18 protein-coding genes are annotated in these 23,493 nt (G+C 66.3%); 5 read left to right on the plus strand and 13 right to left on the minus strand.

All coding sequences use genetic code 11. The annotated features are described in order from the left end of the window. Positions 1-20: 20 nt before the first annotated feature. From NXY83_RS06805 to NXY83_RS06815, 3 genes are read right to left on the minus strand one after another with little or no spacing between them, the layout of a single operon-like run. Positions 21-1,583, minus strand: a complete 1,563-nt coding sequence (locus NXY83_RS06805) for an FAD-dependent oxidoreductase (protein ID WP_258805326.1) — start codon at positions 1,581-1,583, stop codon at positions 21-23. Further along, the gene (locus NXY83_RS06810; protein ID WP_258805327.1) at positions 1,580-3,808 is read right to left on the minus strand and encodes a molybdopterin oxidoreductase family protein; all 2,229 of its coding nucleotides are present in this window, start codon (positions 3,806-3,808) and stop codon (positions 1,580-1,582) included. Before NXY83_RS06810 ends, NXY83_RS06805 begins: the two co-directional genes overlap by 4 nt. 1 nt (position 3,809) lies before the next feature. Continuing rightward, a complete protein-coding gene (locus NXY83_RS06815; RefSeq protein ID WP_258805328.1) occupies positions 3,810-5,285 on the minus strand; it encodes an MFS transporter in 1,476 nt (491 codons plus the stop codon). A gap of 274 nt (positions 5,286-5,559) precedes the next feature. On the opposite strand from NXY83_RS06815, the gene NXY83_RS06820 reads away from it, so the two are divergent. Beyond that, entirely contained in the window at positions 5,560-6,972 is a 1,413-nt protein-coding gene (locus NXY83_RS06820; protein ID WP_258805329.1) for an MFS transporter, read from the plus strand. 149 nt (positions 6,973-7,121) lie between these two features. Here NXY83_RS06820 and NXY83_RS06825 read toward each other — a convergent pair whose 3' ends face one another. From NXY83_RS06825 to NXY83_RS06870, 10 genes are all read right to left on the minus strand, one after another. Continuing rightward, on the minus strand, positions 7,122-7,853 hold the full coding sequence (locus NXY83_RS06825) for a glutamine amidotransferase (protein ID WP_258805330.1): 732 nt from the start codon (positions 7,851-7,853) through the stop codon (positions 7,122-7,124). 68 nt (positions 7,854-7,921) lie between these two features. Next, complete coding sequence (locus NXY83_RS06830; protein WP_258805331.1) at positions 7,922-8,359, minus strand: YybH family protein; 438 nt, start codon at positions 8,357-8,359, stop codon at positions 7,922-7,924. Positions 8,360-8,377: 18 nt separating this feature from the next. Beyond that, the gene (locus tag NXY83_RS06835) at positions 8,378-10,189 is read right to left on the minus strand and encodes an acetyl/propionyl/methylcrotonyl-CoA carboxylase subunit alpha (RefSeq protein WP_258805332.1); all 1,812 of its coding nucleotides are present in this window, start codon (positions 10,187-10,189) and stop codon (positions 8,378-8,380) included. A gap of 130 nt (positions 10,190-10,319) precedes the next feature. Continuing rightward, entirely contained in the window at positions 10,320-10,964 is a 645-nt protein-coding gene (locus NXY83_RS06840; RefSeq protein WP_258805333.1) for a Maf family protein, read from the minus strand. Between the two features lie 9 nt (positions 10,965-10,973). Further along, complete coding sequence (locus tag NXY83_RS06845; protein ID WP_258805334.1) at positions 10,974-13,514, minus strand: MMPL family transporter; 2,541 nt, start codon at positions 13,512-13,514, stop codon at positions 10,974-10,976. Between the two features lie 18 nt (positions 13,515-13,532). Beyond that, the gene (locus NXY83_RS06850; RefSeq protein ID WP_397427570.1) at positions 13,533-14,261 is read right to left on the minus strand and encodes a TetR/AcrR family transcriptional regulator; all 729 of its coding nucleotides are present in this window, start codon (positions 14,259-14,261) and stop codon (positions 13,533-13,535) included. 112 nt (positions 14,262-14,373) lie between these two features. Beyond that, positions 14,374-15,810: a dicarboxylate/amino acid:cation symporter gene (locus NXY83_RS06855; RefSeq protein ID WP_258805336.1), complete on the minus strand. Its 1,437-nt coding sequence runs from the start codon at positions 15,808-15,810 to the stop codon at positions 14,374-14,376. Positions 15,811-15,994: 184 nt separating this feature from the next. Further along, positions 15,995-17,680: a DUF885 domain-containing protein gene (locus tag NXY83_RS06860; RefSeq protein ID WP_258805337.1), complete on the minus strand. Its 1,686-nt coding sequence runs from the start codon at positions 17,678-17,680 to the stop codon at positions 15,995-15,997. A 62-nt stretch (positions 17,681-17,742) separates the two neighbouring features. Continuing rightward, on the minus strand, positions 17,743-18,036 hold the full coding sequence (locus NXY83_RS20890; protein WP_309484125.1) for an acyl-CoA carboxylase subunit epsilon: 294 nt from the start codon (positions 18,034-18,036) through the stop codon (positions 17,743-17,745). Then, positions 18,033-19,616: an acyl-CoA carboxylase subunit beta gene (locus NXY83_RS06870; protein WP_258805338.1), complete on the minus strand. Its 1,584-nt coding sequence runs from the start codon at positions 19,614-19,616 to the stop codon at positions 18,033-18,035. The genes NXY83_RS20890 and NXY83_RS06870 overlap by 4 nt, the downstream gene beginning before the upstream one ends. Before the next feature lie 225 nt (positions 19,617-19,841). Here NXY83_RS06870 and NXY83_RS06875 point away from each other — a divergent pair, with 225 nt between their 5' ends. From NXY83_RS06875 to NXY83_RS06890, 4 genes are all read left to right on the plus strand, one after another. Beyond that, positions 19,842-20,729: an SDR family oxidoreductase gene (locus tag NXY83_RS06875; protein WP_258805339.1), complete on the plus strand. Its 888-nt coding sequence runs from the start codon at positions 19,842-19,844 to the stop codon at positions 20,727-20,729. Between the two features lie 87 nt (positions 20,730-20,816). Beyond that, positions 20,817-21,725, plus strand: a complete 909-nt coding sequence (locus tag NXY83_RS06880; RefSeq protein ID WP_258805340.1) for a biotin--[acetyl-CoA-carboxylase] ligase — start codon at positions 20,817-20,819, stop codon at positions 21,723-21,725. Beyond that, positions 21,718-22,317, plus strand: coding sequence for a PH domain-containing protein (locus tag NXY83_RS06885; RefSeq protein WP_258805341.1), 600 nt, complete (start codon positions 21,718-21,720; stop codon positions 22,315-22,317). Before NXY83_RS06880 ends, NXY83_RS06885 begins: the two co-directional genes overlap by 8 nt. Further along, complete coding sequence (locus NXY83_RS06890) at positions 22,307-23,431, plus strand: adenylate/guanylate cyclase domain-containing protein (RefSeq protein WP_258805342.1); 1,125 nt, start codon at positions 22,307-22,309, stop codon at positions 23,429-23,431. The genes NXY83_RS06885 and NXY83_RS06890 overlap by 11 nt, the downstream gene beginning before the upstream one ends. Positions 23,432-23,493 lie beyond the last annotated feature (62 nt).

Genomic DNA, 23,493 nt, shown 5'->3' on the forward strand with positions numbered 1-23,493 from the left:
CGGTGGACCGGGGACGCCGGTCAGGAGGCTGAGACCGCCTTGAAATGTTTTTCGATCAGCCCCTTGATGTCCTCGTGGCAGCCGCCGCAGCCGGTCCCGGCCCGGGTTGCCTTGGACACTTCCGCCACAGTGGAGCAGCCGCCCTCCACAGATCCCTGGATGGCTGCCCCGCTGACGCCCGCGCACCGGCACACCGTGCTTGCGGGGTCGGAGGATCCGCTTCCGGGCAGCTGGTCCGGTCCGTCCAGGCGCAGGAGAAGGGAGCGATCCGCCGGCAGCTCCGCGGAACGCTCGAAGAGCCCCACAAGCTCGGCAGCCGTGCGTGGCATTCCCACCGCAACCAGCCCTTCCAGGACGCCGCCGCGGGTGGTCATCTTCACGTAGCGGCCATGCTCCGGATCGGCCCATTGGGCAATCTGGAGGCGTGGCCGCCCGTTCACGGCCCCTGATTCAAGAATCTCTTCGTCCCAGGGCTCGGCGCCGTTGTCCCCGGCTACTGCCATGTTCATGCCGCGGGCCTTGAGGACAATGACACCCGGCTGCTCGGCGGGAAGTTCCGGCAGCAACTCTGCGTCGTCCGGTGTGCCTGTTGCAAGGACGGTGAGGTATTCGGCCAGCCACTCTGCCTGCTTCCAGCCCGGTCCGACCAATCCGGAGGGTCCCTTGGCGTTCCGGCAGGCTGCACAGTCCGGCTCCGGGCAGCGAACCTCGGCGCAGTCGCCGATGGCAAAAATGTGCGGCTCGTGGTGCGCCCGGAGCCGGTGGTCCACCAGGATCCCGGCGGCCGTGGAAAGCCCGCAGCCCTCGGCGAGTTCGGTGCGGGGACGCACGCCGCACGAGATGACCAGGAGGTCCCCGTCAATCGCCGAACCGTCGTCCAGCAGCAGTGCCGAGAAGCCGCCGTCGGGGGCGTTGTGCTCCACGCCCGTGGACCGGGCATTGCCGGCCATCCGGACGCCGCAACGGCGCAGGCCTGCCGCCAGGACAGCACCGCCGCCGCGGTCGATGTTGCGTCCCAGCGGGTGGGGGCCGTTGTGCACCACCGTGACCGTGGCGCCTTCCTCGGCAGCGGCGAGGGCTGTTTCCAGGCCCAGGACGCCGCCGCCCAGGACTACCACGCGCTTGCCGCTGTCCACGGCGCGGCGCAGCACGTCTGCGTCCCGGAGGTCACGCAGTGCCGTCACGCCCGCAGGAAGGACAGGGGAGGCGGGGTCCGGGTTGATACCGGTCAGGTTGGGAATGACCGGGCGCGAACCGGTGGCGAACACCAGCCGGTCGTACCGGACGGTGGAGCCGTCGGACAGGAGGATCTGCTGCCGGGCGCGGTCCACCCGGCGGACCCGGACGCCCAGGCGCACGTCCACGCCGTCGGCAACCAGGGCGGCGGCGTCCGACATGGCCAGCGCGTCAGCGGTGGTGCGTCCCACCCCGAGGTCGGCCACCAGGACACGGTTGTAGGCTGCTTCTGCTTCCTCTCCCACCACTGTCAGGCCAACGTGGCCCGCCCGTACTGTCGGCAGCAGCTCATCGACCAGCCGGGCCGCCACCGGGCCGAATCCCACAATGACAATGTGCTCGCTCATGAGGCCTCCGTCGTTTGAAGCACGTTGCTGGAAAGGGGCGCGGCCACCGGCCGGACCCAGACTTTGTTGAACTTGAATTCGGGCATTCCCGATACGGGGTCCGTGGCGGCCTCCGTCAGGCGGTTGGCGCTTTCTAGTTCGGGAAAGTGGAAGGGGAGGAAGACCGTCTCGGGCCGGATGGCTGTGCTGAGTTCCGCCCGGCACACCACCTCGCCGCGCTCGTTGGCCACCGACACGAAGGACCCGGCGGTGATGCCCATTGATTCCGCCGCCGCCGGGTGGATCTGCATTTTCGCTTCGGGCTGCGAGGCCAGGAGCTCGGACACCCGCCGGGTCTGGGCGCCGGACTGGTAGTGCTCCAGGAGCCGGCCGGTGATGAGGGTCATCGTTTTCGCGGCCGGGTCCGGGTTGGCAGCGGGAGTACGACGGCGGCGCGGCGTCACCGGGGTCATCACGGCCTTGCCGTCGGGATGCGCAAACCCGTCCCGGAACAGGCGGGGCGTTCCGGTGCTGCCGGCGGGGTAGGGCCAGTAGGCAGCCTCTCCGCGGTCCAGCATGGCGTAGTCGATGCCGGAGTAGTCGGCCAGGCCGCCCGCCGATGCAAGGCGGAGTTCCTCGAAGACGGTTTCCGGGTCTTCGCTGTACGTGGAGGGGGCGCCCAGCGCCTCGGCCAGGCGGGCCATGATCCAGAGCTCGCTGCGGGCACCTGCCGGCGGGGTCAGCGCCCGGCGGCGGCGCAGCACCCGTCCTTCGAGGTTGGTCAGGGTGCCTTCCTCTTCAGCCCACTGGAGCACCGGGAGGATGAGGTCCGCCTCCGCCGCAGTCTCGGACATAAAGAAGTCGCACACCACCAGGAAGTCCAGGCTGCGAAGCCCGTCGATCACGGCGTTGGCATCAGGGGAGGCCACTGCGATGTTAGAGGCGTGGACGAAAAGGCAGCGGACGCCGTCGGCCTTTCCCAGGGACTTGAGCAGCTGCACTGCCGGCAGTCCGGGGCCGGGGATCAGTTCTTCCGGGACGCCCCAGACGCCGGCCACGTGGGCGCGGGCGGCGGGATCGGTGATCTTGCGGTAGCCGGGCAGCTGGTCGGCTTTTTGGCCGTGCTCGCGGCCGCCCTGGCCGTTGCCCTGGCCGGTCAGCGTGCCGTAGCCGCTGCGGGCCGAGCCGGGCAGGCCCAGCAGGAGGCTGAGGTTGATGGCGGCCGTGGCGGTGTCGGTGCCGTCAATGTGCTGTTCAACGCCCCGCCCGGTGAGGATGTAGCTGCCGCCCTTGCGGGCACCGTCGGCGAGCCTGCGGGCAGTTTCCCGGATAAGTTCGGCGGGGACACCGGTGAGGGACTGGACGCGTTCAGGCCAGAAGGAGTTGACGCTGCGGACTACGGCGCTGTAGCCCGAGGTGCGCTCCCCGATAAAGGCGGTGTCCACCAGGTTTTCATGGATGACCACGTGGGAGATACCCAGCAGGAGGGTGAGGTCGGTGCCCGGCAGCGGCTGGAGGTGGATGCCGCCGCCGTCGGCCGTGAAGGCCGCGGTGGCCGAACGGCGCGGATCCACCACGATCAGTCCGCCGGCGTCGCGCGTTCCTTTAAGGTGCTGGACGAAGGGAGGCATGGTCTCTGCCACGTTGGAGCCCAGCATCATGATGGTGCTGGCGGTGTCCAGGGCTTCCAGCGGGAAGGGGAGGCCGCGGTCCACGCCGAAGGCCCGCATGCCGGCAGCGGCTGCGGAGGACATGCAGAAGCGTCCGTTGTAGTCGATGCGGGACGTGCCGAGTGCCAGGCGGGCGAACTTGCCCAGCATGTAGGCCTTTTCGTTGGTGAGGCCGCCGCCGCCGAAGACGCCGACGGCGTCCGCACCGTAACGGGCGCGGGCGTCTTTCACGGCAGAGGCGGCAAGGTCCAGGGCATGCTCCCAGCTGATGGGGCGGTGAACGCCGTCCGGGCCCTTCAGCAGGGGTTCGGTGACCCTTCCCGGGTGGTTGAGGAGTGATGCCGAGGTCCAGCCCTTGCGGCACAGGCCGCCGCGGTTGGTGGGGAAGTCGCGTCCCTGGACCTCAAGGGGCGCCTCGAGGGCAGGGGGAGCCGCAGCAGGGGATTCCAGGGCAGGCGGTGCAGGCACGGGGACTGGCCCCGGCTGGGGAGCCGGGGCCAGTTCCGCTGGAGACGTGAGCGTCATGGCGCACTGCAGGGCGCAGTAAGGGCAGTGCGTGTCGGCGCTTTTTGTCATGTTAGACGTGTCCCATCGCATTTCGGTTGGCGTTGCGGATGTAGCAGAACCAGCAGACAGCCAGCATCAGGACGTACGCCCCAACGAAGCCGTAGAAGGCCGGTGTGTAGGAACCGCTGGCGGAGTTGGACGCGTTCAGCACCTGCGGGATAACGAACCCGCCGTAGGCGCCGATCGCCGAGATCAGGCCGAGGGCGGAGGAAGCCAGTCGCTGGGTGGCCACCGAGCTTGCCCCGTTGCGGGCAGCCCGGCTTGAGGTGGCGAAGATGACCGGGATCATGCGGTAGGTAGCACCGTTTCCGAAGCCGCTGGCGGTGAAGAGCATCAGGAACAGGACCAGGAAGAGCCAGAAGTTCTTCAGCGGCAGGGTCCAGACCATGGTCAGGGTGATGACAGCCATGGAGGCGAAGGCAGCCACTGTCATGCGTGCTCCGCCCATCCGGTCTGCCATGCGTCCGCCGTAGGGCCGGGCCAGGGAACCCACCAGGGGGCCCAGGAAGGCGAGCGACAGGGCTACGGTTCCGACGCCGATCGAGGAAAATTCGGGGAAGTAGTCCTTGATGAGCTTCGGGAACACGCCGGCGAAGCCGATGAAGGAGCCGAACGTGCCGATGTAGAGCAGCGCCATGATCCACAGGTGCGGTTCCTTGAGCGCCGCAACCGAGCCGGCAATGTCGCCCTTGGCGCTCGTGAGGTTGTCCATGAACTTGAAGGCGCCGAAGGCTGCGAGCAGGATCAGCGGAACCCACATCCAGCCGGCCATGGGCAGGTTGACGCTTCCTGCGGCCAGCAGCGTGATGGCAATGGGCACGGCGAGCTGTGCGACGGCGGCTCCCATGTTTCCGCCGGCGGCGTTCAGGCCCAGTGCCCAGCCCTTTTCACGGGCCGGGTAGAAGAACGTGATGTTTGCCATGGAGCTGGCGAAGTTGCCGCCGCCGAAGCCGGCCAGGGCGGCTACGAGCAGCATGACGCCAAACGGCGTTTCCGGGTTGGAGACACACAGTGCCAGGCCAACCGAGGGGATCAGGAGCAGCAGGGCGGACACGATGGTCCAGTTGCGGCCGCCGAAGCGGGGGACCATAAAGGTGTAGGGGATGCGGAGGGTGGCACCCACAAGGCTGGGCATCGAGATGAGCCAGAAGATTTCCGAGGTGGTGAAGGTGAATCCTGCAGCGGGCAGCTGGACCACCACGATGGACCAGAGCTGCCACACCACGAAGCCGAGGAATTCGGCGAAGATGGACCAGTTCAGGTTGCGGCGGGCAATGGAGCGGCCGGCGGATTCCCACTGTTCCTTGTTCTCGGCATCCCAGTTGGCGATCCAGCGGCCGGGGCGGAATTCAAGGGCGGGAGAGTCTGTGGCGCGGGTAGAGCCGGGCTGCGCGCTGGCGGATGCGGCAACGGTCTCCGGGCCTTTTGAATCGTCAAGGTCCAGGGAATTGCCGGTGCCGGCATCAGCGGTGCGGTCAACAGTCACGGGTTACCTCCTTCGGGGGATGTTGTTCCTCCAAGGTAGGTAAGGCGCGTTTCGCGGACCGACGCCGTGTGTTAACGCGCTGTGACATTTGCCTATCGGCGCCGTTTCGCTGTCGTTAGGCAGGGATAGGGGCCAAAAGTGAGACACACCGCACAGGTCCGAATACTGGACCATTCGTCCATTGACTGGACGGCGGGAACTAATATCGAACTCTAACTATTTCGAGCCGGGCGCAATGCCGGCGTCCGGCCGGTTCTAGCGAAAGCGTTTACCTATGTCATCCACCGATACAACCACGGAGCCAGGCGCCGCAAAGCCGTTGAACTCCAAGGGCAAGGTCATCTTCGCCAGCCTCATTGGCACCACCATCGAGTTTTACGATTTCTATATCTATGCCACAGCGTCCGTACTGGTGTTCCCGCGGCTCTTTTTCCCCGAGGCCACGGAAATCAACGCTCTGTTGAGCTCTTTTGCCATCTTCGGTGTCGCCTTCATCGCCCGTCCCGTGGGTTCCGTCCTGTTCGGCCACTTCGGTGACAAGTTCGGCCGCAAGGGCACCCTGGTTGCATCGCTGTTAACCATGGGCATCGCCACCTTCCTTATCGGCCTGCTGCCCACGGCATCGTTGCCTGGCTGGGCTATCCTGGCGCCCCTGATGCTCGTGGTCCTACGGTTCGCCCAGGGCCTGGCCCTGGGCGGGGAGTGGTCCGGCGCTGCGCTGCTGGCCACGGAAAACGCCCCGAAGGGCAAGCGGGCCGTCTACGGAACGTTCCCGCAGCTTGGCGCACCCATCGGCTTCATCCTCGCCAACCTGTTGTTCATCTGGCTCAATTTCGCGCTGTCCCCCGAGGCCTTCCTGGACTGGGGCTGGCGCGTCCCGTTCCTCCTGAGCGCGGTTCTGGTCATCGTGGGCCTCTACGTTCGGCTGAAGCTCGTTGAGAGCCTCTCCTTCCAGAAGGTCCTGACCGAGGAAAAGGTTGCCAAGGTCCCCTTTACTGCCACCTTCAGGAACCACTGGCGCCCAGTGCTGGCCGGAACCTTCATCATGTTTGCTACCTACGTCCTGTTCTACGTGATGACCTCCTTCACCCTGACGTACGGCACTAAGCCAGCCAGCGTGGAGGCGGCACAGGCGGCCGCTGAGAAGGCCGGAAAGCCGATGTCAGCTGCGGAAATCGCGGGGTTCGTCCCGGGACTCGGCATTCCCCGCGGTGACTTCCTCTGGATGCTGATCCTTGGCGTCGTTTTCTTCGGCATCTTCACCCTCGTCTCCGGCCCACTGGCCGAAAAATGGGGTCGCCGCAAATTCCTGCTCTCTGTCACGGCCGGGATCTTCGTCTTCGGGCTCCTCTGGTTCACCATGTTCGGCCCCGGCACGGCCGCCGCCATCATCGGACTCATTGTGGGCTTCACGCTGATGGGACTGACATTTGGACCGATGGCCGCGATCCTCCCGGAGCTTTTCCCGGCCAATGTCCGTTACACCGGCTCGGCCGTCGCCTACAACCTGTCCAGCGTGATCGGTGCGGCTCCGGCGTCGTTCGTTGCCATTGCCCTGTGGCAGGCTGCGGGCGGAAGCACTTGGCTGGTGGGCCTCTACATGGCCGCCGCCGCAGTGCTGACGTTCATCGCCTTGTGGATGACACGCGAAACGAAAGACACCGACTACGACAACAACGTGGCCTGATATTCCGGTCGTGCGCTCCAGCCCGGTTAGTGGCTAAGGTGCCCGGCGCGTTCCCCGTCAACAGGGGAGTGCGCCGGGCATTTTTGTGTCCTTCGGCGGAGTAAGCGGGCGGGAAGGGACGACGGCGGCGGCTTCGACCGTCCGACGCGTCACCTGGCGTGGGTGGCCACGAAGTTCCGGAGCACGTTCATGGGCTCCGTGACGGTGAACTGCCGGGCGTTGTCCATCAGCTCCTCCGCGGACTCCGGCGGGAAGTAGCCTGCATGCCGGTAGATGTCGATGCGGGTGACCAGGCCATCAACGTCCAGTTCGGGATGGAACTGTGTGGCGTACAGGTTGCTCCGGATCCTGAACATCTGAACCGGGCAGGGAGCGGACCGGGCCAGCAGCACTGCATGTGTCGGGAGCGTGCTGCAGGCCTCCTTGTGCCCGGTGAAAGCCGTAAAGGTCGGGGGCATCCCCTTCAAGACAGGGTCCGCAAGGCCTTCCTCCGTCAGCTCGATCTCCACGCCGCCCAGCGGTTCGCCGTAGGTACGGTCGATGACGGCGCCCTGGTGGGTGCCAAGGGTTCCCACGCCGTAGCAGGCACCCAGGAACGGGAAGTCCCGCGCCACCAGCTCGTCCAGGAGCACTGACAGTTCGCGTTCCACCCGGCGTTGCACCTGGGTCTTCTGCGATACCGGGTCGCTGGAGGTGAAAGGGCTGCCGCCTACGATCACGCCTGAGTAGTCGGAGAGCTCTATGCCGGGCAGCGGGGCTGCCTCCAGGCGGACCCTGTGCAGCTCCCTCTGCTCCAGGCCGCCGTACCGGAGGTAGGCGGCGTACTCGTCCTCGGCGGCGGCGTCCTCGGCACGGGAGGCCAGGAGCAGGAAAGGCTTCATCCGCTAAGTGTGCCTTTTCCGGGGCGCCCTGTCAGCAGCCCGGGCGGTCGCTGGAACCGGGCTGCCGGTCAGCTGGTGGCGGGCTGGGTCAGGGAACGGCGGGACTGGGGCCGGGCGGCCGGATCGGCATGCCGGTGCACGAGCTTCCAGTAGCCTTCCTCGCGCCGGAAAATGCTGGTCACGCGGAGCGCGAACTCCTCCACAGCGCCACCGTCCAGGCGGGCACGGAAGTGTTCCGTCTCAACCAGGTAGGCGGTGTCCCGGGCGGTGTAGGACGTGATGGTGTCGAAGCCGAGCATCTCCCCGTCCTGGAACTGCCGGGCCGCCTGGTCAAGCCGGGCTTCCACCTGGGCCCAGCCCCGCGCGACGCCGCCGAACGGGTTCGCAAGGGTGACGTCGTCGAGCTGCGAATACAGCTCCTTGATGGGCGCAGGGTTGCCCTGGGTGATTTCGGGTACCGCCAGGTGGTAGCGGTCCACTTCTTCCTGAAAGCTGGGTGCGAGCATGGGGGCCTCCGGGCCTGGCTAGTCTTCGATGGTGGCAATGACGGCGCCGGCGGACACCGTTTCGCCGGATTCAGCGTTGAGGCCGGTGATGGTGCCGGACCGGTGTGCGGTCAATGGCTGTTCCATCTTCATGGCCTCCAGGACCACCACCAGGTCTCCCTCGGCCACCACGTCACCGTCAGCCACGGCAACCTTGACGATGGTGCCCTGCATGGGGGAGGTGAGGGCGTTTCCGGTGGCAGCTGCCGGGCCGCCGGAGCGTGCCCGTTTCTTGGACTTGCCGGACTTGGCCGCTGTGGGAGCCCCGCTTCCGAGGGACCCCAGGGACGCCGGCAGCACCACTTCAAGGCGCTTCCCGCCTACCTCGACCACCACGCGCTGGCGGTCCTCGGCGGCTTCATCGGCGTCGGCGGCGCCGTCCGGGACCCAGGAGGGCAGGTTGTTGACGAATTCGGTTTCGATCCAGCGGGTGTGTACCGTGAACGGGCCCTCGGCCGGAGCGAACGCAGGATCGGTAACAACTGCAAGGTCGAAGGGGATGACGGTGGGGATGCCCTCCACCACCATTTCCTCCAACGCCCGGCGGGACCGTTCCAGCGCCTGCTGCCGGCTGGCTCCGGTGACAATGAGCTTGGACAGCATGGAGTCGAAGTTGCCGCTGATCACATCACCCTGCTCGATGCCGGAATCAATGCGGATGCCGGGCCCGGTGGGGTTTTTCAGGACACGGACGGTGCCCGGAGCGGGCATGAAGTTCCGGCCCGGATCCTCACCGGTGATGCGGAACTCGAAGGAGTGGCCGCGTACCTCGGGGTCTCCGTAGCCGAGTTCCTCACCGCGGGCCAGCCGGAACTGTTCCCGGACCAGGTCGATTCCGGTGACTTCCTCGGAGACACAGTGCTCCACCTGGAGGCGGGTGTTCACTTCGAGGAAGGAGATGGTGCCGTCCTGGCCCACCAGGAACTCACACGTGCCGGCGCCAAGGTAACCGGCCTCCTTGAGGATGGCCTTGGAGGATTCGTAAAGGCGGCGGTTCTGGTCCTCAGTCAGGAAGGGGGCGGGGGCTTCCTCCACCAGTTTCTGGTTGCGGCGCTGCAGGGAGCAGTCACGCGTTGACACCACCACCACGTTGCCGTACGCGTCGGCGAGGCACTGCGTTTCCACGTGGCGCGGGGCATCCAGGAAGCGCTCGATGAAGCACTCACCGCGGCCGAAGGCGGCAGTGGCTTCACGGACGGCGGACTCGAAGAGTTCGGGGATTTCCTCCCGGTTGCGCGCCACCTTGATGCCGCGGCCACCGCCGCCGAACGCCGCTTTAATGGCGATGGGCAGTCCGTGCCGGTCCACGAAGTCCAGGATTTCCTCGGCGGACTCAACCGGATCTGCGGTGCCTGGCACCAGGGGAGCGCCTACCTTTTCGGCAATGTGGCGTGCCTGGACCTTGTCGCCGAGGGCCGAGATGGCTTCCGGGGAAGGGCCGATCCAGGTGATGCCGGCCTCGATAACCCGGGCGGCGAACTGGGCGTTTTCGGCCAGGAAGCCGTAGCCGGGGTGGATGGCGTCCGCGCCCGACTCGCGGGCGGCGTCGATGATTTTGTCCATCAGCAGGTAGGACTCGGCGGCGGTGTTGCCGCCCAGGGCGTAGGCCTCGTCAGCAAGGCGGACATGCAGGGCGTCGCGGTCCGGGTCTGCGTAGACGGCCACCGAGGTGATTCCTTCATCACGTGCTGCGCGGATGATGCGCACGGCGATTTCACCGCGGTTTGCGATCAGCACCTTTGTGAGGTTCGACTGGGTGGGACGTGCGGACTGCTCCAAATTTGCTGACAAGGCGTCTCCTTCTTTCCTTCAGGGAGCCTAGCGCGGTTTTGAGGGTTCCGCCGATATTACTTGCGGAATCCGCGTGTAAACGGCCAAGGGTTTGTAGGGAAGCTACAAGTCGCGCCGAAAAAAGGAGCTTTTATTGCGACGCCCACAGGTCTGTAATGCGCACGTTCGCGGACGCGAGCAGGCCCCGGAGGGTAGAGACGGAAAGCCCGACGACGGCGTGCGGGTCGCCGTCGACCTTGTGGATGAAGGCCCCGCCCAGGCCGTCAATCGTGAAGGACCCGGCGCAGTGCAGCGGCTCGCCGGTAGCGATGTAGGCGTCGATTTCGTCAGGTTCCATCTCCAGGAAGGAGACCTCGGCGGAGGCGACCGCCCCCAGCGTTGCGCCGGAGCCGGCTTCGCCGCCGTCGTCGGGATCCGTGTCCCGGCAGTCCACCAGCCAGTGCCCCGTGTGCAGTACCCCGGCGTTGCCGCTCATCCGGAGCATGCGCTCCCGGGCGACGGCGGCGGTGTACGGTTTGCCGTGCGCCTCGCCGTCGAACTCGAAGACGGAGTCGCAGCCCAGTACCAGCGCCCCCTCGGCCTCGGGCAGCGCCGCCACCGCTTCAGCCTTGGCCCGGGCCAGCAGCAGCGCCGTGTCGTGCGGATCGGTGATTCCGTAGTGTGCCTGGACGGCAGCCTCGTCAACGTCCGAAACCAGGACCGAGTGCCTGATGCCGGCCTCGGCCAGGAGCTTGGTGCGGGCGGGGGACTGGGAGGCAAGAATCAGGCGGACCACGGCTCCAGCCTAGTGGACCGGTCCGGCCTGGTGGACCAGTTCCGCGGCGGCCGGAGCGGACTCGGTCCGGTTGAGCCTGGCCCCTTCCACATCCACGTCCGGCAGGATCCGGTCCAGCCAGCGCGGCAGCCACCAGGACTTTTCGCCGAGCAGGTACATCACGGCCGGGACGATGGTCATGCGGACCACGAAGGCATCGAGCAGCACACCGAACGCCATCGCGAAGCCCAGCGGCCGGACCATGGTGAGGTGGCTGAAGATGAAGCCGGCGAACACGCTCACCATGATGATCGCGGCCGCAGTCACCACGGCGGCGGCATGGCGGAAGCCAAGCCGCACGGCCTCCTTGGCGGACGAGCCGTGCATGTAGGCCTCACGCATGCCGGAGGCGATGAACACCTGGTAGTCCATGGCAAGGCCGAACAGCACGCCGATCAGGATGATGGGCAGGAAGCTCAGCACCGCGCCGGGGTTGGCGACACCGAAGACGTTGCCCAGCCAGCCCCACTGGTACACGGCCACCACGGCACCGAAAGCGGCGGCGAGGGAGAGCAGGAAGCCGCCCGTGGCCAGCAGCGGCACCACGATGGAGCGGAAAACGAGCAGCAGCAGGATGAGGGAAAGGCCGACGACGATCGCCAGGTAGGGCGGCAGGGCGTCACCGAGCTTGGTGGAGACATCCACGTTCCCGGCGGTCTGCCCCGTCAGGCCCATCGCCACGTTGTATTCGGACTGGATCTCGTCGTTCAGGCCGCGCAGTTCGGACACCACCTGGACGGTGCTGGCGCTCGCCGGTCCTTCCTCGGGAATGACCTGGAAGACGGCGGTCCGGCGGTCCTCACTCAGGGCGACGGGGACGGCAGCCACCACGTTGTCCACTGCCCGCAGCTTGTCAGCCACGTCGTACTGCAGGGTCTGGGCCTGCGCTTCGTCCAGGTTGGCGGGGAACTCACCCACGGCCACGATGGGCCCGGTGACGCCTTCCCCGAAGCTGCGGGCGGTCAGGTCGTAGGCCTGGTAGGCCTCGGACTCCACCGGCTCGGAACCGCCATCGGGAAGGGCAAGCTGCAGTTGGGTGGCGGGCAGTGCCAGGGTGCCGAGCAGGGCGACGCCGGCGATCAGGGCCAGGACGGGGTGCCGGGTAACCAGGCCGCCCCAGCCGCGGGTGCTGTGTTTGCGGTCCGTGGCCTCGTCTTCAGCCTCATGGCCGGGCTGTGCGTTGTGCGCCTCAGCCTTGGCCCAGGCGCGCCGGGAAATGATGCGCCTGCCGATGAGGGACAGCATTGCCGGTGTGAGGGTGATGGCCACGAGTACCGCCACCGCCACGGTTCCGGCGGCGGCGAGGCCCATTACGGTGAGGAACGGAAGGCCGGGGACCACCAGCGCGGCCAGCGCGATGATGACGGTGAGGCCGGCGAAGACCACCGCGTTGCCTGAGGTGCCGGTGGCGCGCGCCACCGATTCTTCCGGGTCCATTCCCGCAAGGAACTGGGTCCGGTGCCGGTTCACGATGAACAGGGAGTAGTCGATTCCCACGGCCAGGCCGAGCATGAGGGCCAGCATGGGGGAAATGGAACTCATATCGAAAAGGCCGGACAGCGCAAACGTGATGCCCACGCCGACGCCCACGCCTACTACCGCCATCAGCAGTGGCAGCCCGGCGGCGATGAGGGTGCCCAGCATAATGATCAGGACCAGGGCCGCCACGGCGATGCCAATAATCTCGGCTGCGCCGAAGAGCTCGGAGATGTCCTCGGTGATCTCCTTGCTGGCCAGGGCCGTGACACCCGATGCGGATGTTTCATGCGCTATGTCCTGGACCTGCTGGCGGACCTCCGGGCTCAGGCCGTTGATGGAGGTGTTGAACTGCACCTGTGCCACGGCCGCGCGTCCGTCCCCGGAAACGAACCGGATGGCAGAGGAGGCGTCCGCCTGGCGCTTGCCCAGCTCAAGCTCTGCCTTGTTGGCCTCCAGCTCCTTTGTTCCGGCCTCGAGGCGGGCCTCTCCTTCCGCGAGCGTGGTCTTTTGCTGTCCGAGCTGCGCTTCGACCAGGGCTGCCGGGGCTCCGGCGGCACCGAGCTGCTGTTCCGCTGCGGCGAGCTGTGCCTTGCCGGCCTCAAGCTCCGCCCGGGAGGCAGCCAGCTGGGCCTCGCCGGCCGCGAGCTGCTGCCCGCCGGCGGCAACGGCCTGGCCTGCCTGGTCCACCTGGGCCTGGGTGGCGAACGGGTCCACCGTGCCGCGGACGTCCGGCAGGGTCTCAAGTTTCCGGAGCGCATCCGTGACGGCGGTGCGGCCTTCTTCGGTGAAGCCGCCTTCGGGCGCTTCGAAAACAATCGTCGCGGTACCGCCGGAGGCAGATGGAAGCTCCTCTTTCAGCTTGTCCGCAATCCGTTGGGTCTCCGTGCCCGGGATCTGGAAGTTGTTGGAGAGGGTGCCGTGGAACGCGGCGGCGGAGCCGCCCACTGCCACAAGGGCCGCCAGCCACAGCGAGATGACCAGCCAGCGCCGGCGGTAGGAGAACTTGCCAAGTCGGTATAGGAGCAGTGCCATGTGGGGGAACCGATCTGATCAGGAGGAGCGGGAATCTGAAGGCGTGGTGGGGGCCGTCTGTGCTGCGGCGGGATGCTGCTCGGCGGTAGTGTTCCGCGGGCTGTTGAAGCCGGCGCCCAGTAGTGCCATGGCGTCGATGAGCAGTTGCCGCAGCTCGGTGAGGGATGCCGTCGAGAGGTCCGGCCCACGGCGGCTGAACCAGACCTCCATGGCAGCCTTGCCGCAGGAGATGACTGAACCGGCCAGGGCGTGGACATACAGGTCATCCTGCTCCCCGGGCGTGTCCGCTACCCGTTCACGCGCCACGGCAAAGACCTGCGCCCTGCAGTGGTCCCACGCTTCAAGTTCGGTATGAGACATGAGCGGGCTCTGCTGGGTCAACGTGAACAGTTCCGCGAGCGGAGCCACCGCCTTCGGGTCGGCGAGGGCCATCAGGGCAGCCTGGGCTGACTCCAGTACCGGTTCATCTGCCGGCCGGAGCCTCAGTTGCTGGATGGCATTGTCCAGGAAGGCGTGGGTGATGGAGGCCAGGGCTGCATCAGTGCTGCTGAAGTAGTTGAAGAACGTCCGGCGGGAGATCCCTGCTGCGTCGGCGATGTCCTCGACCGTGAAATTTCCGGGGCCCTTGGCACGGAGGAGTCCGAGAGCTGCATCGGTGATCGCCTGGCGCGTGGCGGCCTTGTTCAGCTCCCGCCGGGAGGGGGCAGCGGGTGCCCCCGGGGCGTCGATTGGGGATGGCATGGGCATGCTCTTACACTATGTGCAATTTTGCACTCTGGGCAAGCTTGGCTGGTAAAGCCGCAAACGCAAAGGAAGTCCCCGGGATCTCCCGGGGACTTCCTTCAATCAAGTGCGGCTGCTAGGCCTTCGCATCCTGCAGTTCGCGGGGTGCGGTGTCGGTGGTGGTTCCGTCCGACGGCGCGGCCGCTGCGTCACTGTCATCCACGAACGGCGTGCCGTTGCGGGGTGCGTTGTACAGCGACTCGTCCAGGATGCCCTGGCGCTTGGCCACGATGGTGGGGACCAGGGCCTGGCCCGCGACGTTCACCGCGGTACGGCCCATGTCCAGGATCGGGTCGATGGCCAGCAGGAGGCCAACGCCGGCCAGCGGCAGTCCCAGCGTGGAAAGGGTCAGCGTGAGCATAACGACGGCGCCGGTGGTTCCGGCAGTTGCCGCGGAACCCAGGACGGATACCAGGGCGATCAGCAAGTACTGGCTGAAGTCGAGCTGGATGCCGAAGAACTGGGCCACAAAGATGGCGGAGATGGCCGGGTAGATGGCGGCGCAGCCGTCCATTTTGGTGGTGGCGCCCAGCGGCACGGCGAAGGAGGCGTAGGCACGGGGGACGCCCAGGCTGCGTTCGGTGACCCGCTGCGTGAGCGGCAGCGTGCCAACGGAGGAACGGGAGACGAAGGCCAGCTGGACGGCAGGCCAGACCCCTGAGAAGTACTGCTTCACGGAGAGGCCGTGGGCGCGGACCAGGATGGGGTAGACCCCGAAGATCACCAGGGCGAGGCCAACGTAGATGGCGAAAGTGAACTTGCCCAGGGATCCAATGGTGTCCCAGCCGTAGACGGCTACCGCGTTGCCGATCAGGCCAACGGTGCCCAGCGGAGCGATGCGGATGATCCACCAGAGGACCTTCTGGATGACGGCCAGGGCCGAGGCGTTGAGCGTCAGGAAAGGTTCTGCTGCCTTCCCCACCTTGAGGGCGGCGACGCCAACGGCGATGGCGATCACGAGGATCTGCAGGACGTTGAAGCTGACGGAAGTGGTGACTGCACCGGACTCGGCCACGGTGGAGCTGGCACCCAGGCCGAGGAAGTTCCTGGGGAACAGCCCAATCAGGAAGGCCCACCAGTCACCCACCTTGCTCGGCGCTTCGCCTTCACCCGTGATCCCCGTGTTGGAGCCGGGCTGCAGGAGGACGCCCAGGCCGATGCCGATCAGCACGGCGATCAGCGAAGTGATGGCAAACCACAGCAGCGTGTTCCATGCCAGCTTCGCCGCGTTGGACACCTGGCGAAGGTTGGAGATGGAGCTGACGACCGCGGTGAAGATCAGGGGAACGACGGCGGTCTGCAGCAGGGACACGTAGCTGGAGCCGATGGTCTGCAACGTGGCGCCGAGGGCGTTGGGGCTGGCCTTTGTGCTGCCGGTGTACTTTGCCAGCAGGCCGAGTCCGAGGCCGACGATAAGGGCGGCGATGATCTGGAAGCCGAACGAACCAGCCCACGTGGGGAGCTGGAAGCCGGTCTTTCCTGCGGAGGAGGGGGTGCTTGTCTGAGTGCTCACCAGAATACGGTAGGGGCACCGCACATATCACGACGAACGAACATTGAGAAATATTACGCACCCAAAGTTCCGGCGCCCGAGAAAATTCCGCGTCAAATCAACGGTTTCAGCCAGCTTTATTACTTATTCCCGGCAGGAGTGTGGCATATATCTCGCTCAAAGTGGCCGCAAGGGGACCAGAAGCTCATGCCAGCAGCGCCCGCCTCAGGGTGTCCAGTCCGACGGATCCGATGTTCAGTGCCTTGGTGTGGAATTCCTTGAGGTCGAACCCGGGCCGGGCCTCGAGTTCGGCGCGAATCTGTTCCCACAGGCGCTGCCCCACCTTGTAGGAGGGTGCCTGGCCGGGCCAGCCGAGGTAGCGGGTGAATTCGAAGTTGAGCTGCCCTTCGCTGATGGGAAGGTTCTGCTTCAGGAATCCGTAGCCTTTCTCGGGCGTCCAGGTTCCGGACCCCCAGCGCTCCGGAACCTCGAGTTCCAGGTGGACGCCGATGTCGAACACCACGCGTGCTGCCCGCATCCGCTGCATGTCGAGCATCCCCATGTGGTCGCCGGGGTCGTTCAGGTAGCCCAGTTCCTGCATCAGTTTCTCGGCGTAGAGTGCCCAGCCTTCGCCGTGCCCGGAGGTCCAGCAAACGTTCCGCCGCCACTTGTTGAGCACTTCCCGCCGGTAGGTGGCGGTGGCCACCTGGAGGTGGTGGCCGGGGACGCCCTCGTGGTACACGGTGGTGGTCTCTGCCCAGGTGGTGAAGGTGTCTTCACCTGCCGGTACGGACCACCACATGCGGCCCGGCCGGCTGAAGTCGTCCGATGGCCCCGTGTAGTAGATGCCGCCCTCATCGGTGGGGGCGATCAGGCATTCCAGCTTCTTCATGACGTCCGGGATGTCGAAATGCACGCCGGCGAGTTCGGCCACGGCCTTGTCGGAAATTTCCTGCATCCATTCGCGCAGTGCCTCAGTGCCCTTCAGTTGGCGGGCAGGATCGTTATTGAGGATTTCCTTGGCCTCGGCGATGCTGGCGCCGGCTTTGATGGTGGCGGCCACCTTCTCCTGTTCGGCGATCAGGCGGTCCAGTTCGTCCACGCCCCAGGCGTATGTCTCCTCCAGGTCCACTGTGGCCCCGAGGAAGGAGCGGGAGGCCAGGGCGTAGCGTGCCCGGCCCACGGCGTCTTTTTCGGGCGCCGCGGGAAGCAGTTCCGTCTGGAGGAACTCCGCCAGTTCTGTATACGCACGGCGTGCTGCGACGGAGCCCGCCTGGAGCTTTTGCCGGACGTCTCCGGCCAGCGGTCCCTCCTCGGTGGCGGCTCCGGCGGCCAGCTTCGCGAAGAAGCCGTCCTCGGCTGCGTATTTCGTAACCTGCTCGATGACGATGTTGACCTGGCGCGCGGCGGACACGCGGCCGGAGTCACGAGCCTGCCTGAGGGAATCGATGTACCCGGCGATGGCACCTGGGACGTTGTGGGCGCGGCCTGCGATGTGCGCCCAGTCCTGGTTGGTGGCCGTGGGCATGAGGTCGAAGATCGCCCGGATGTCCTGGGCGGGGGAGGCGATGTTGTTCAGGTCGGCGTACTCCCAGCCGGAGGCGTGGATCAGCAGTTGCAGGCCCAGGCGCTCCTGCATCGCATCCAGGGTGACAGCATCAACGTCGTCCCCGGGCGCCAGGCCCTGAAGATCGGACAGGGCCTTCCGCGCGGCTTCGGCGAACTCCGCGATGCCCGCCGGGGAGAAATCCTGGTACTCGGTTTCGTGCCCGGGCAGGCCCAAGGTGGTGGCGAACGACGGGTTGAGCCGGATGAGGGTGTCAGTGTACTCGTCGGCGACGGCGTCTATGCGGGTCTTCGGGCGGGCGGCAGGAGCGGTGTCGGTAGTCACCCTCCGAGACTAACGGGGCCCTGAAGGTTCCGAAAGGAGGTTAGGGAGGCGGTGGGGGAGGCTCAGCCCCGGCTGCGCTTCCATGCGCCGGGCCCCGGGGTGGGGGCAAGGCGCAGCTGCTGCCGGCGCACCCAGTGACGGACTGTCGGCGTGTTGGCCGGGGCAGGCGCCGCACCGCCCAGTGACAGTACGACGGCGGTCAGCGCCGCGAGTTCCTCGGCGCTCGGCTGCCCTTTAACAACAGAGAGCAGCGGAGCGGCGGGTGCGTTGCTTTCGTCAGGCTGGTCATCTGCAGGGCCCACGCCGGCGAGGGCCCCGGCCTGAGCGTGCGAAGGTAGGGGGCGGGTGGGGATCATAGCGGGATGTTTCCGTGCTTCTTGGTGGGGAGGCTGGCACGTTTGTCACGCAGGGCGCGCAGCCCCTTGATGATCTGCACCCGTGTGTCGGACGGTGCGATGACGGCGTCAACGTAGCCCAGCTGGGCTGCCTGGTAGGGGTTGAGGAGTTCCTCCTCGTACTGGCGGATGACCTCCGCGCGCCGGGCCTCGACGTCTCCCCCGGCTTCCGCCACTGCCACGAGATCGCGGCGGTAAAGGATATTGACAGCACCCTGGGCGCCCATGACACCGATCTGGGCCGTAGGCCAGGCCAGGTTCAGGTCCGCGCCGAGCTTCTTGGAACCCATCACGATGTAGGCGCCACCGTAGGCCTTGCGGGTAATGACCGTGAGCTTGGGGACCGTGGCCTCGGCGTAGGCGTACAGCAGTTTTGCGCCGCGGCGGATGATGCCCTGGAACTCCTGGTCCTTGCCCGGCAGGAAGCCCGGCACGTCCACCAGCGTGATGATGGGGATGTTGAAGGCGTCGCAGTGGCGGACGAAGCGGGCAGCCTTCTCCGAGGCCGCGATGTCCAGCGTTCCGGCGAACTGCAGCGGCTGGTTTGCGACGATGCCAACCGTGTGGCCTTCCACCCGGCCGTAGCCAATCATGACGTTGGGTGCGTACAGCGCCTGCATCTCCAGGAAGTGCCCGTCGTCCACGACCTGTTCAACAACGGTGCGCATGTCGTAGGGCTGGTTGGCGGAATCCGGGATCAGTGTGTCCAGGGCGAGGTCGTCGCCGTCGACCTCCAGTTCCTGCTGGTGCTCCAGCACCGGCGCCTCGGAAAGGTTATTGGAGGGCAGGAAATCCAGCAGTTCGCGGACGAACTCGATGGCATCACTTTCGTCGGAGGCAAGGTAGGTGGATGTGCCGGTGGTGGCGTTGTGCTGGCGGGCCCCACCCAGTGTCTCCATGTCCACGTCCTCGCCGGTGACCGTCTTGATGACGTCGGGGCCGGTGATGAACATGTGCGAGGTCTTGTCCACCATGACTACGTAGTCCGTGAGTGCGGGGGAGTAGGCCGCCCCGCCGGCGGAGGGCCCCATAATCAGCGAAATCTGCGGGACAACGCCGGAAGCGTGGACGTTGTTGCGGAAGATGTCCGCGAACATTGCCAGCGAAGCGACCCCTTCCTGGATGCGTGCGCCGCCCCCGTCCAGGATGCCCACCACCGGGCAGCCGCTGCGCAGGGCGAACTCCTGCACCTTGACGATTTTTTCCCCGTTGACCTGGCTCAGCGAGCCGCCGTAGACCGAAAAGTCCTGGCTGTACACGGCTACCAGGCGGCCGTCCACGGTGCCGTAGCCGGACACCAGGCCGTCGCCAAGGGGCTTTTTCTTGTCCATGCCGAACGCGGTGGAACGGTGCACGGCCAGGGCGTCGAACTCGACGAAGGAGTCTTCATCCAGCAGAAGGCCGATGCGCTCGCGCGCAGTGTTCTTGCCTCGCGCATGCTGCTTTTCGATGGCTTCGGGGCCGGAGGGTTGTTCGGCACGGGCCTGGCGGTCGCGGAAATCGGCAATCTTTCCCGCTGTCGTGGTCAGATCGTGGCTCATCAAGTGTCTCCGGCTCTGTTGCAGGTTGGTTCTGTGGCGCTCTGGTTGCTGGCGGGCTAAGTCTTGCCGGAGCTTAAGTAGCTTCCACACAAAAGACGAACCCTGCTGGCAAGTCTAGTGACGCTTTGGGCACCGGCAGCTGTAGGGAACCTACAATTTTCTGCCGTGCCCCCGCCTAAAACATATTGTTACTCGTCGGTAACTTAGTTGCGTTACAGTGTTCCCATGACTTCAAGCAACGACGCTTTGCATGCCCCTGCAAGCCCCTACCGGGCCACAGGTTCCCTCAAGGGGCAGACCATTCTTATGTCCGGCGGAAGCCGCGGCATAGGGCTGGCCATTGCCGGCCGGGCCGCCCGGGACGGGGCCAACATCGTCCTGATGGCCAAGACGGGTGAGCCGCACCCCAAGCTGGCCGGCACCGTTTACACGGCGGCCCAGGAGTTGGTGGACGCCGGTGGCCAGGCGCTGCCGCTGGTGGGCGATGTGCGCCGGGACGAGGACGTTGCCCGTGCCGTGGCAGCCGCAGTGGAGCGCTTCGGCGGCATCGACGTCGTTATTAACAACGCGTCAGCCATTGACCTGTCCCGGACCGATGACATGGACATGAAAAAGTACGACCTGATGCAGGACATTAACGTGCGCGGTACGTTCCTGCTCTCCAAGCTTGCACTGCCTGCGCTGCGGGCATCCGGGCGGGGGCGGATCCTTACCCTCTCACCGCCCCTGAACCTCGATCCGTACTGGGCAGGTAAGCATCTGGCCTACACCATGGCGAAGTACGGCATGAGTCTGACCACCCTTGGGCTCGCGGAGGAACTCAAGGCGGACGGGATCAGCGTCAACTCGCTGTGGCCGTGCACGCTGATTGACACCGCCGCCATCCGGAACATGCCGCACGGCGAGGTGATGGCCCAGGCGGCCCGAGGACCCCAGATCATGGCGGATGCCGCCCATGCCATCCTCACCGGCAGCAACCTTTCTTCGGGCGGCGCGCCCAGCGGCAATTTCTATACGGACGAGCAGGTCCTGGCAGGGTCCGGCGTGACTGATTTCCATCCCTACAGCCTCGGGGCGCCCGAGGATGTGCTGGTTCCGGACATCTTCCTGTAGGGCCGCAGCGGTGCCCCGCGCGCGGCGGGCGGGGGCAGGGCAGGAGAGCGCTCCTCCTGGGCAGGTTTAGCTCGCTAGGATTTAGGCATGGATGACGCACATAACCCGGGCACCCCTTTGAACCGAAAGGATCTGGATGACCAGCGCTTCCTGTCCGCAACCGGCATCCCGAGGATCGAGGTGGTGGACTCCACCGGGTCCACCAATGCCGACCTCCTTCGCTCTGTCACCGTGGAGCCGCAGGCCTGGCCGGACCTTTCAGTCCTGACCGCCGAGTACCAGACCGCTGCGCGCGGCCGCCTGGACAGGCATTGGGAAGCGCCGCCGCTGAGCTCGGTTTCGGTCTCGGTGGTCCTGCGTCCTGCGAATGCCGAAGGCAGGCCGCTGCCCACCCAGAGCTACTCGTGGCTCTCGCTGATCGCGGCGCTGGCCCTGCGCGAAACCCTCCTGGAAACGGCCGGCCTTCCCGCCGAACTGAAATGGCCCAACGACGTCCTGGTACGCGGCCGGAAGATCGCCGGCATCCTGGCACAGCTGGGTCCCATGGTGGACGGGACCGTGCCCCCGGTCATCCTGGGTACGGGCCTGAACGTCACCCTGTCCGAGGCAGAGCTGCCGGTGCCCACCGCCACCTCGGTTGCGCTCGAGGGCGCACAGACGGCAGACCGCACCCTGCTGCTGAAAAGCTATCTCTCGCACTTCGCCCGCCTGTACCGCAGCTTCTGCAACGCCGACGGCGACCCGGCGGCCGGCATGGCCGGCGGACCCTCCCTGCACAAGCGGGTGGAAGCCGCCATGGCCACCCTGGGCAAGCAGGTCCGTGCGCAGCTTCCCGGCGACCACGAAATTATCGGCCACGCCTCGCGCCTTGACGACTACGGGTCACTGTTGGTGGTGGACAGGGAGTCGCGGGAGCATGTGGTTACTGCCGGGGACGTTGTGCACCTGCGCCCCTGGTCTTCCCCCGATGACGCCGGCCAAGGCGGTTATGCGTAAAGACCTCGTTCCGGGTGAACAGGTGATTGTCACCACGCGCCCGCAGCCGAGGAAGCTGGCAGGAGCCGCGCTGGCCTTTATTGTGTCCCCGGCGCTGGCGGCGTTTGCTTCCGCCTGGATCATCCGCGGCGAGGCGCGCCGCCATATGCCATTCCTCGCCGCACAGTGGACGCCCTGGCTGGTAGGCGGCTGCATCGCGGCCGCAGCTTGGGTATGGCTGGGCTATTGCCTGCCCAGGCTGCTGCGCTGGCACAGCACGCGGTACACCCTTACCAGTCGAAGGATGGTGGCCAGGTACGGCAGGCTGAAGCGGCGGGACCAGCAGGTCAACCTGGCCTCGGTCCGGAACCTGACTGTCCACGAGTCGGTGCTGCAACGCCTCCTGCGCTCCGGGAATATATCCTTGGAAACCGGGTACCAGGGCGTGGTGACATTTCAGGACGTGCCAGAGATTGCCAGGTTCCGGGAATTCATCCTCGATGCCATCGAGGAATTGCCGGACGAACGTGATGCCCAACCGGGCGGAACAATGCACAATCCTGCCGAAGCTTTGCCGTGGGAAATGAGAGAAGGTGGACGGGATGACCGATGAGGACCAGCAGGAACGCGTCGAATCCATCGCGCCCGCGCCCGCGGCGGATCCCCACCCTGCCACCGGCACCCTGTCCGCCGAGCGGCTGGCAATGAAGGCGCTCGAGGCCCGGTTGTTGGGTGGGGAACGCAAGCTCCGCCGTCGTGAAGTTGCTGCCGGGGCCGGACTGTCGCTCCTGTCCGCGCGCAAACTCTGGCGCGCACTGGGCTTTCCCAACTTTGGCGATGAAGACGTCGCCTTCACCGAACGCGACCAGGCGGCCTTGTCCACCGTGGTGGACCTGGTCCGCTCCGGCAAGCTCACCGAGGAAGCGGCCATCTCAGTCACGCGTTCCATCGGCCAGATGACGGACCGCATGGTGGTCTGGCAGATTGAGGCCCTCGTGGAGGACATGGTCCACGAGCAGGGCGTCACCGACGCCGTGGCGCGCAAACGCCTGGTCAATGAACTTCCCGCCTTGGTGGACGCGCTCGAAGAAATGCTCGTTTACTCCTGGCGGCGGCAGCTTAACGCCGGCGTCCAGCGGCTCGCCGTCCGCGCCGAGGCCGGCCTGCAGGCAAGTGAAGAGGGCCGTGAAGGGGACGAAGACGACGCGCCGCTGCCGCTGGCGCGTGCCGTTGGCTTCGCCGACCTCGTTTCCTACACCAGCCTGTCCCGCCGCATGAACGAAAAGACGCTGGCCCGCCTGGTCCAGCGCTTCGAAAACAAGTGCGCCGAAATCATTTCCGTCGGCGGCGGCCGCCTGGTCAAGACTGTGGGAGACGAAGTCCTCTACATTGCCGAAACGCCCGCAGCCGGCGCGGAGATCTCGCTGGCGCTCGCCCAGGCGTTCACTGAGGATGAAATCCTGCCGGAAGCACGGGTGGCCATGGTGTGGGGCAGGATCCTGTCCCGGCTGGGGGACATCTACGGGCCCACCGTGAACCTTGCCGCCCGGCTTACCACCCTCGCTGATCCGGGAACCGTGCTGGTTGACTCCATGACCGCCTCCGCTCTTGAACACGATGAACGGTTCGTCATGGTGCCCCAGCCGCCGGAGAACGTCCGCGGTTTCGGTGAAATCCGTCCCGTGCGGCTTGAGCGCGGGCTGGGCAAGGGGCTCGTCCTCGACTAGCATCGCGAACTTTGCCGGTGGCGAACCAGTGCTGTCCCGCGGTGCAAATAACCCATCGTTTC

It is taken from the genome of Pseudarthrobacter sp. NS4 (assembly GCF_024758005.1).
Lineage (GTDB): Bacteria > Actinomycetota > Actinomycetes > Actinomycetales > Micrococcaceae > Arthrobacter.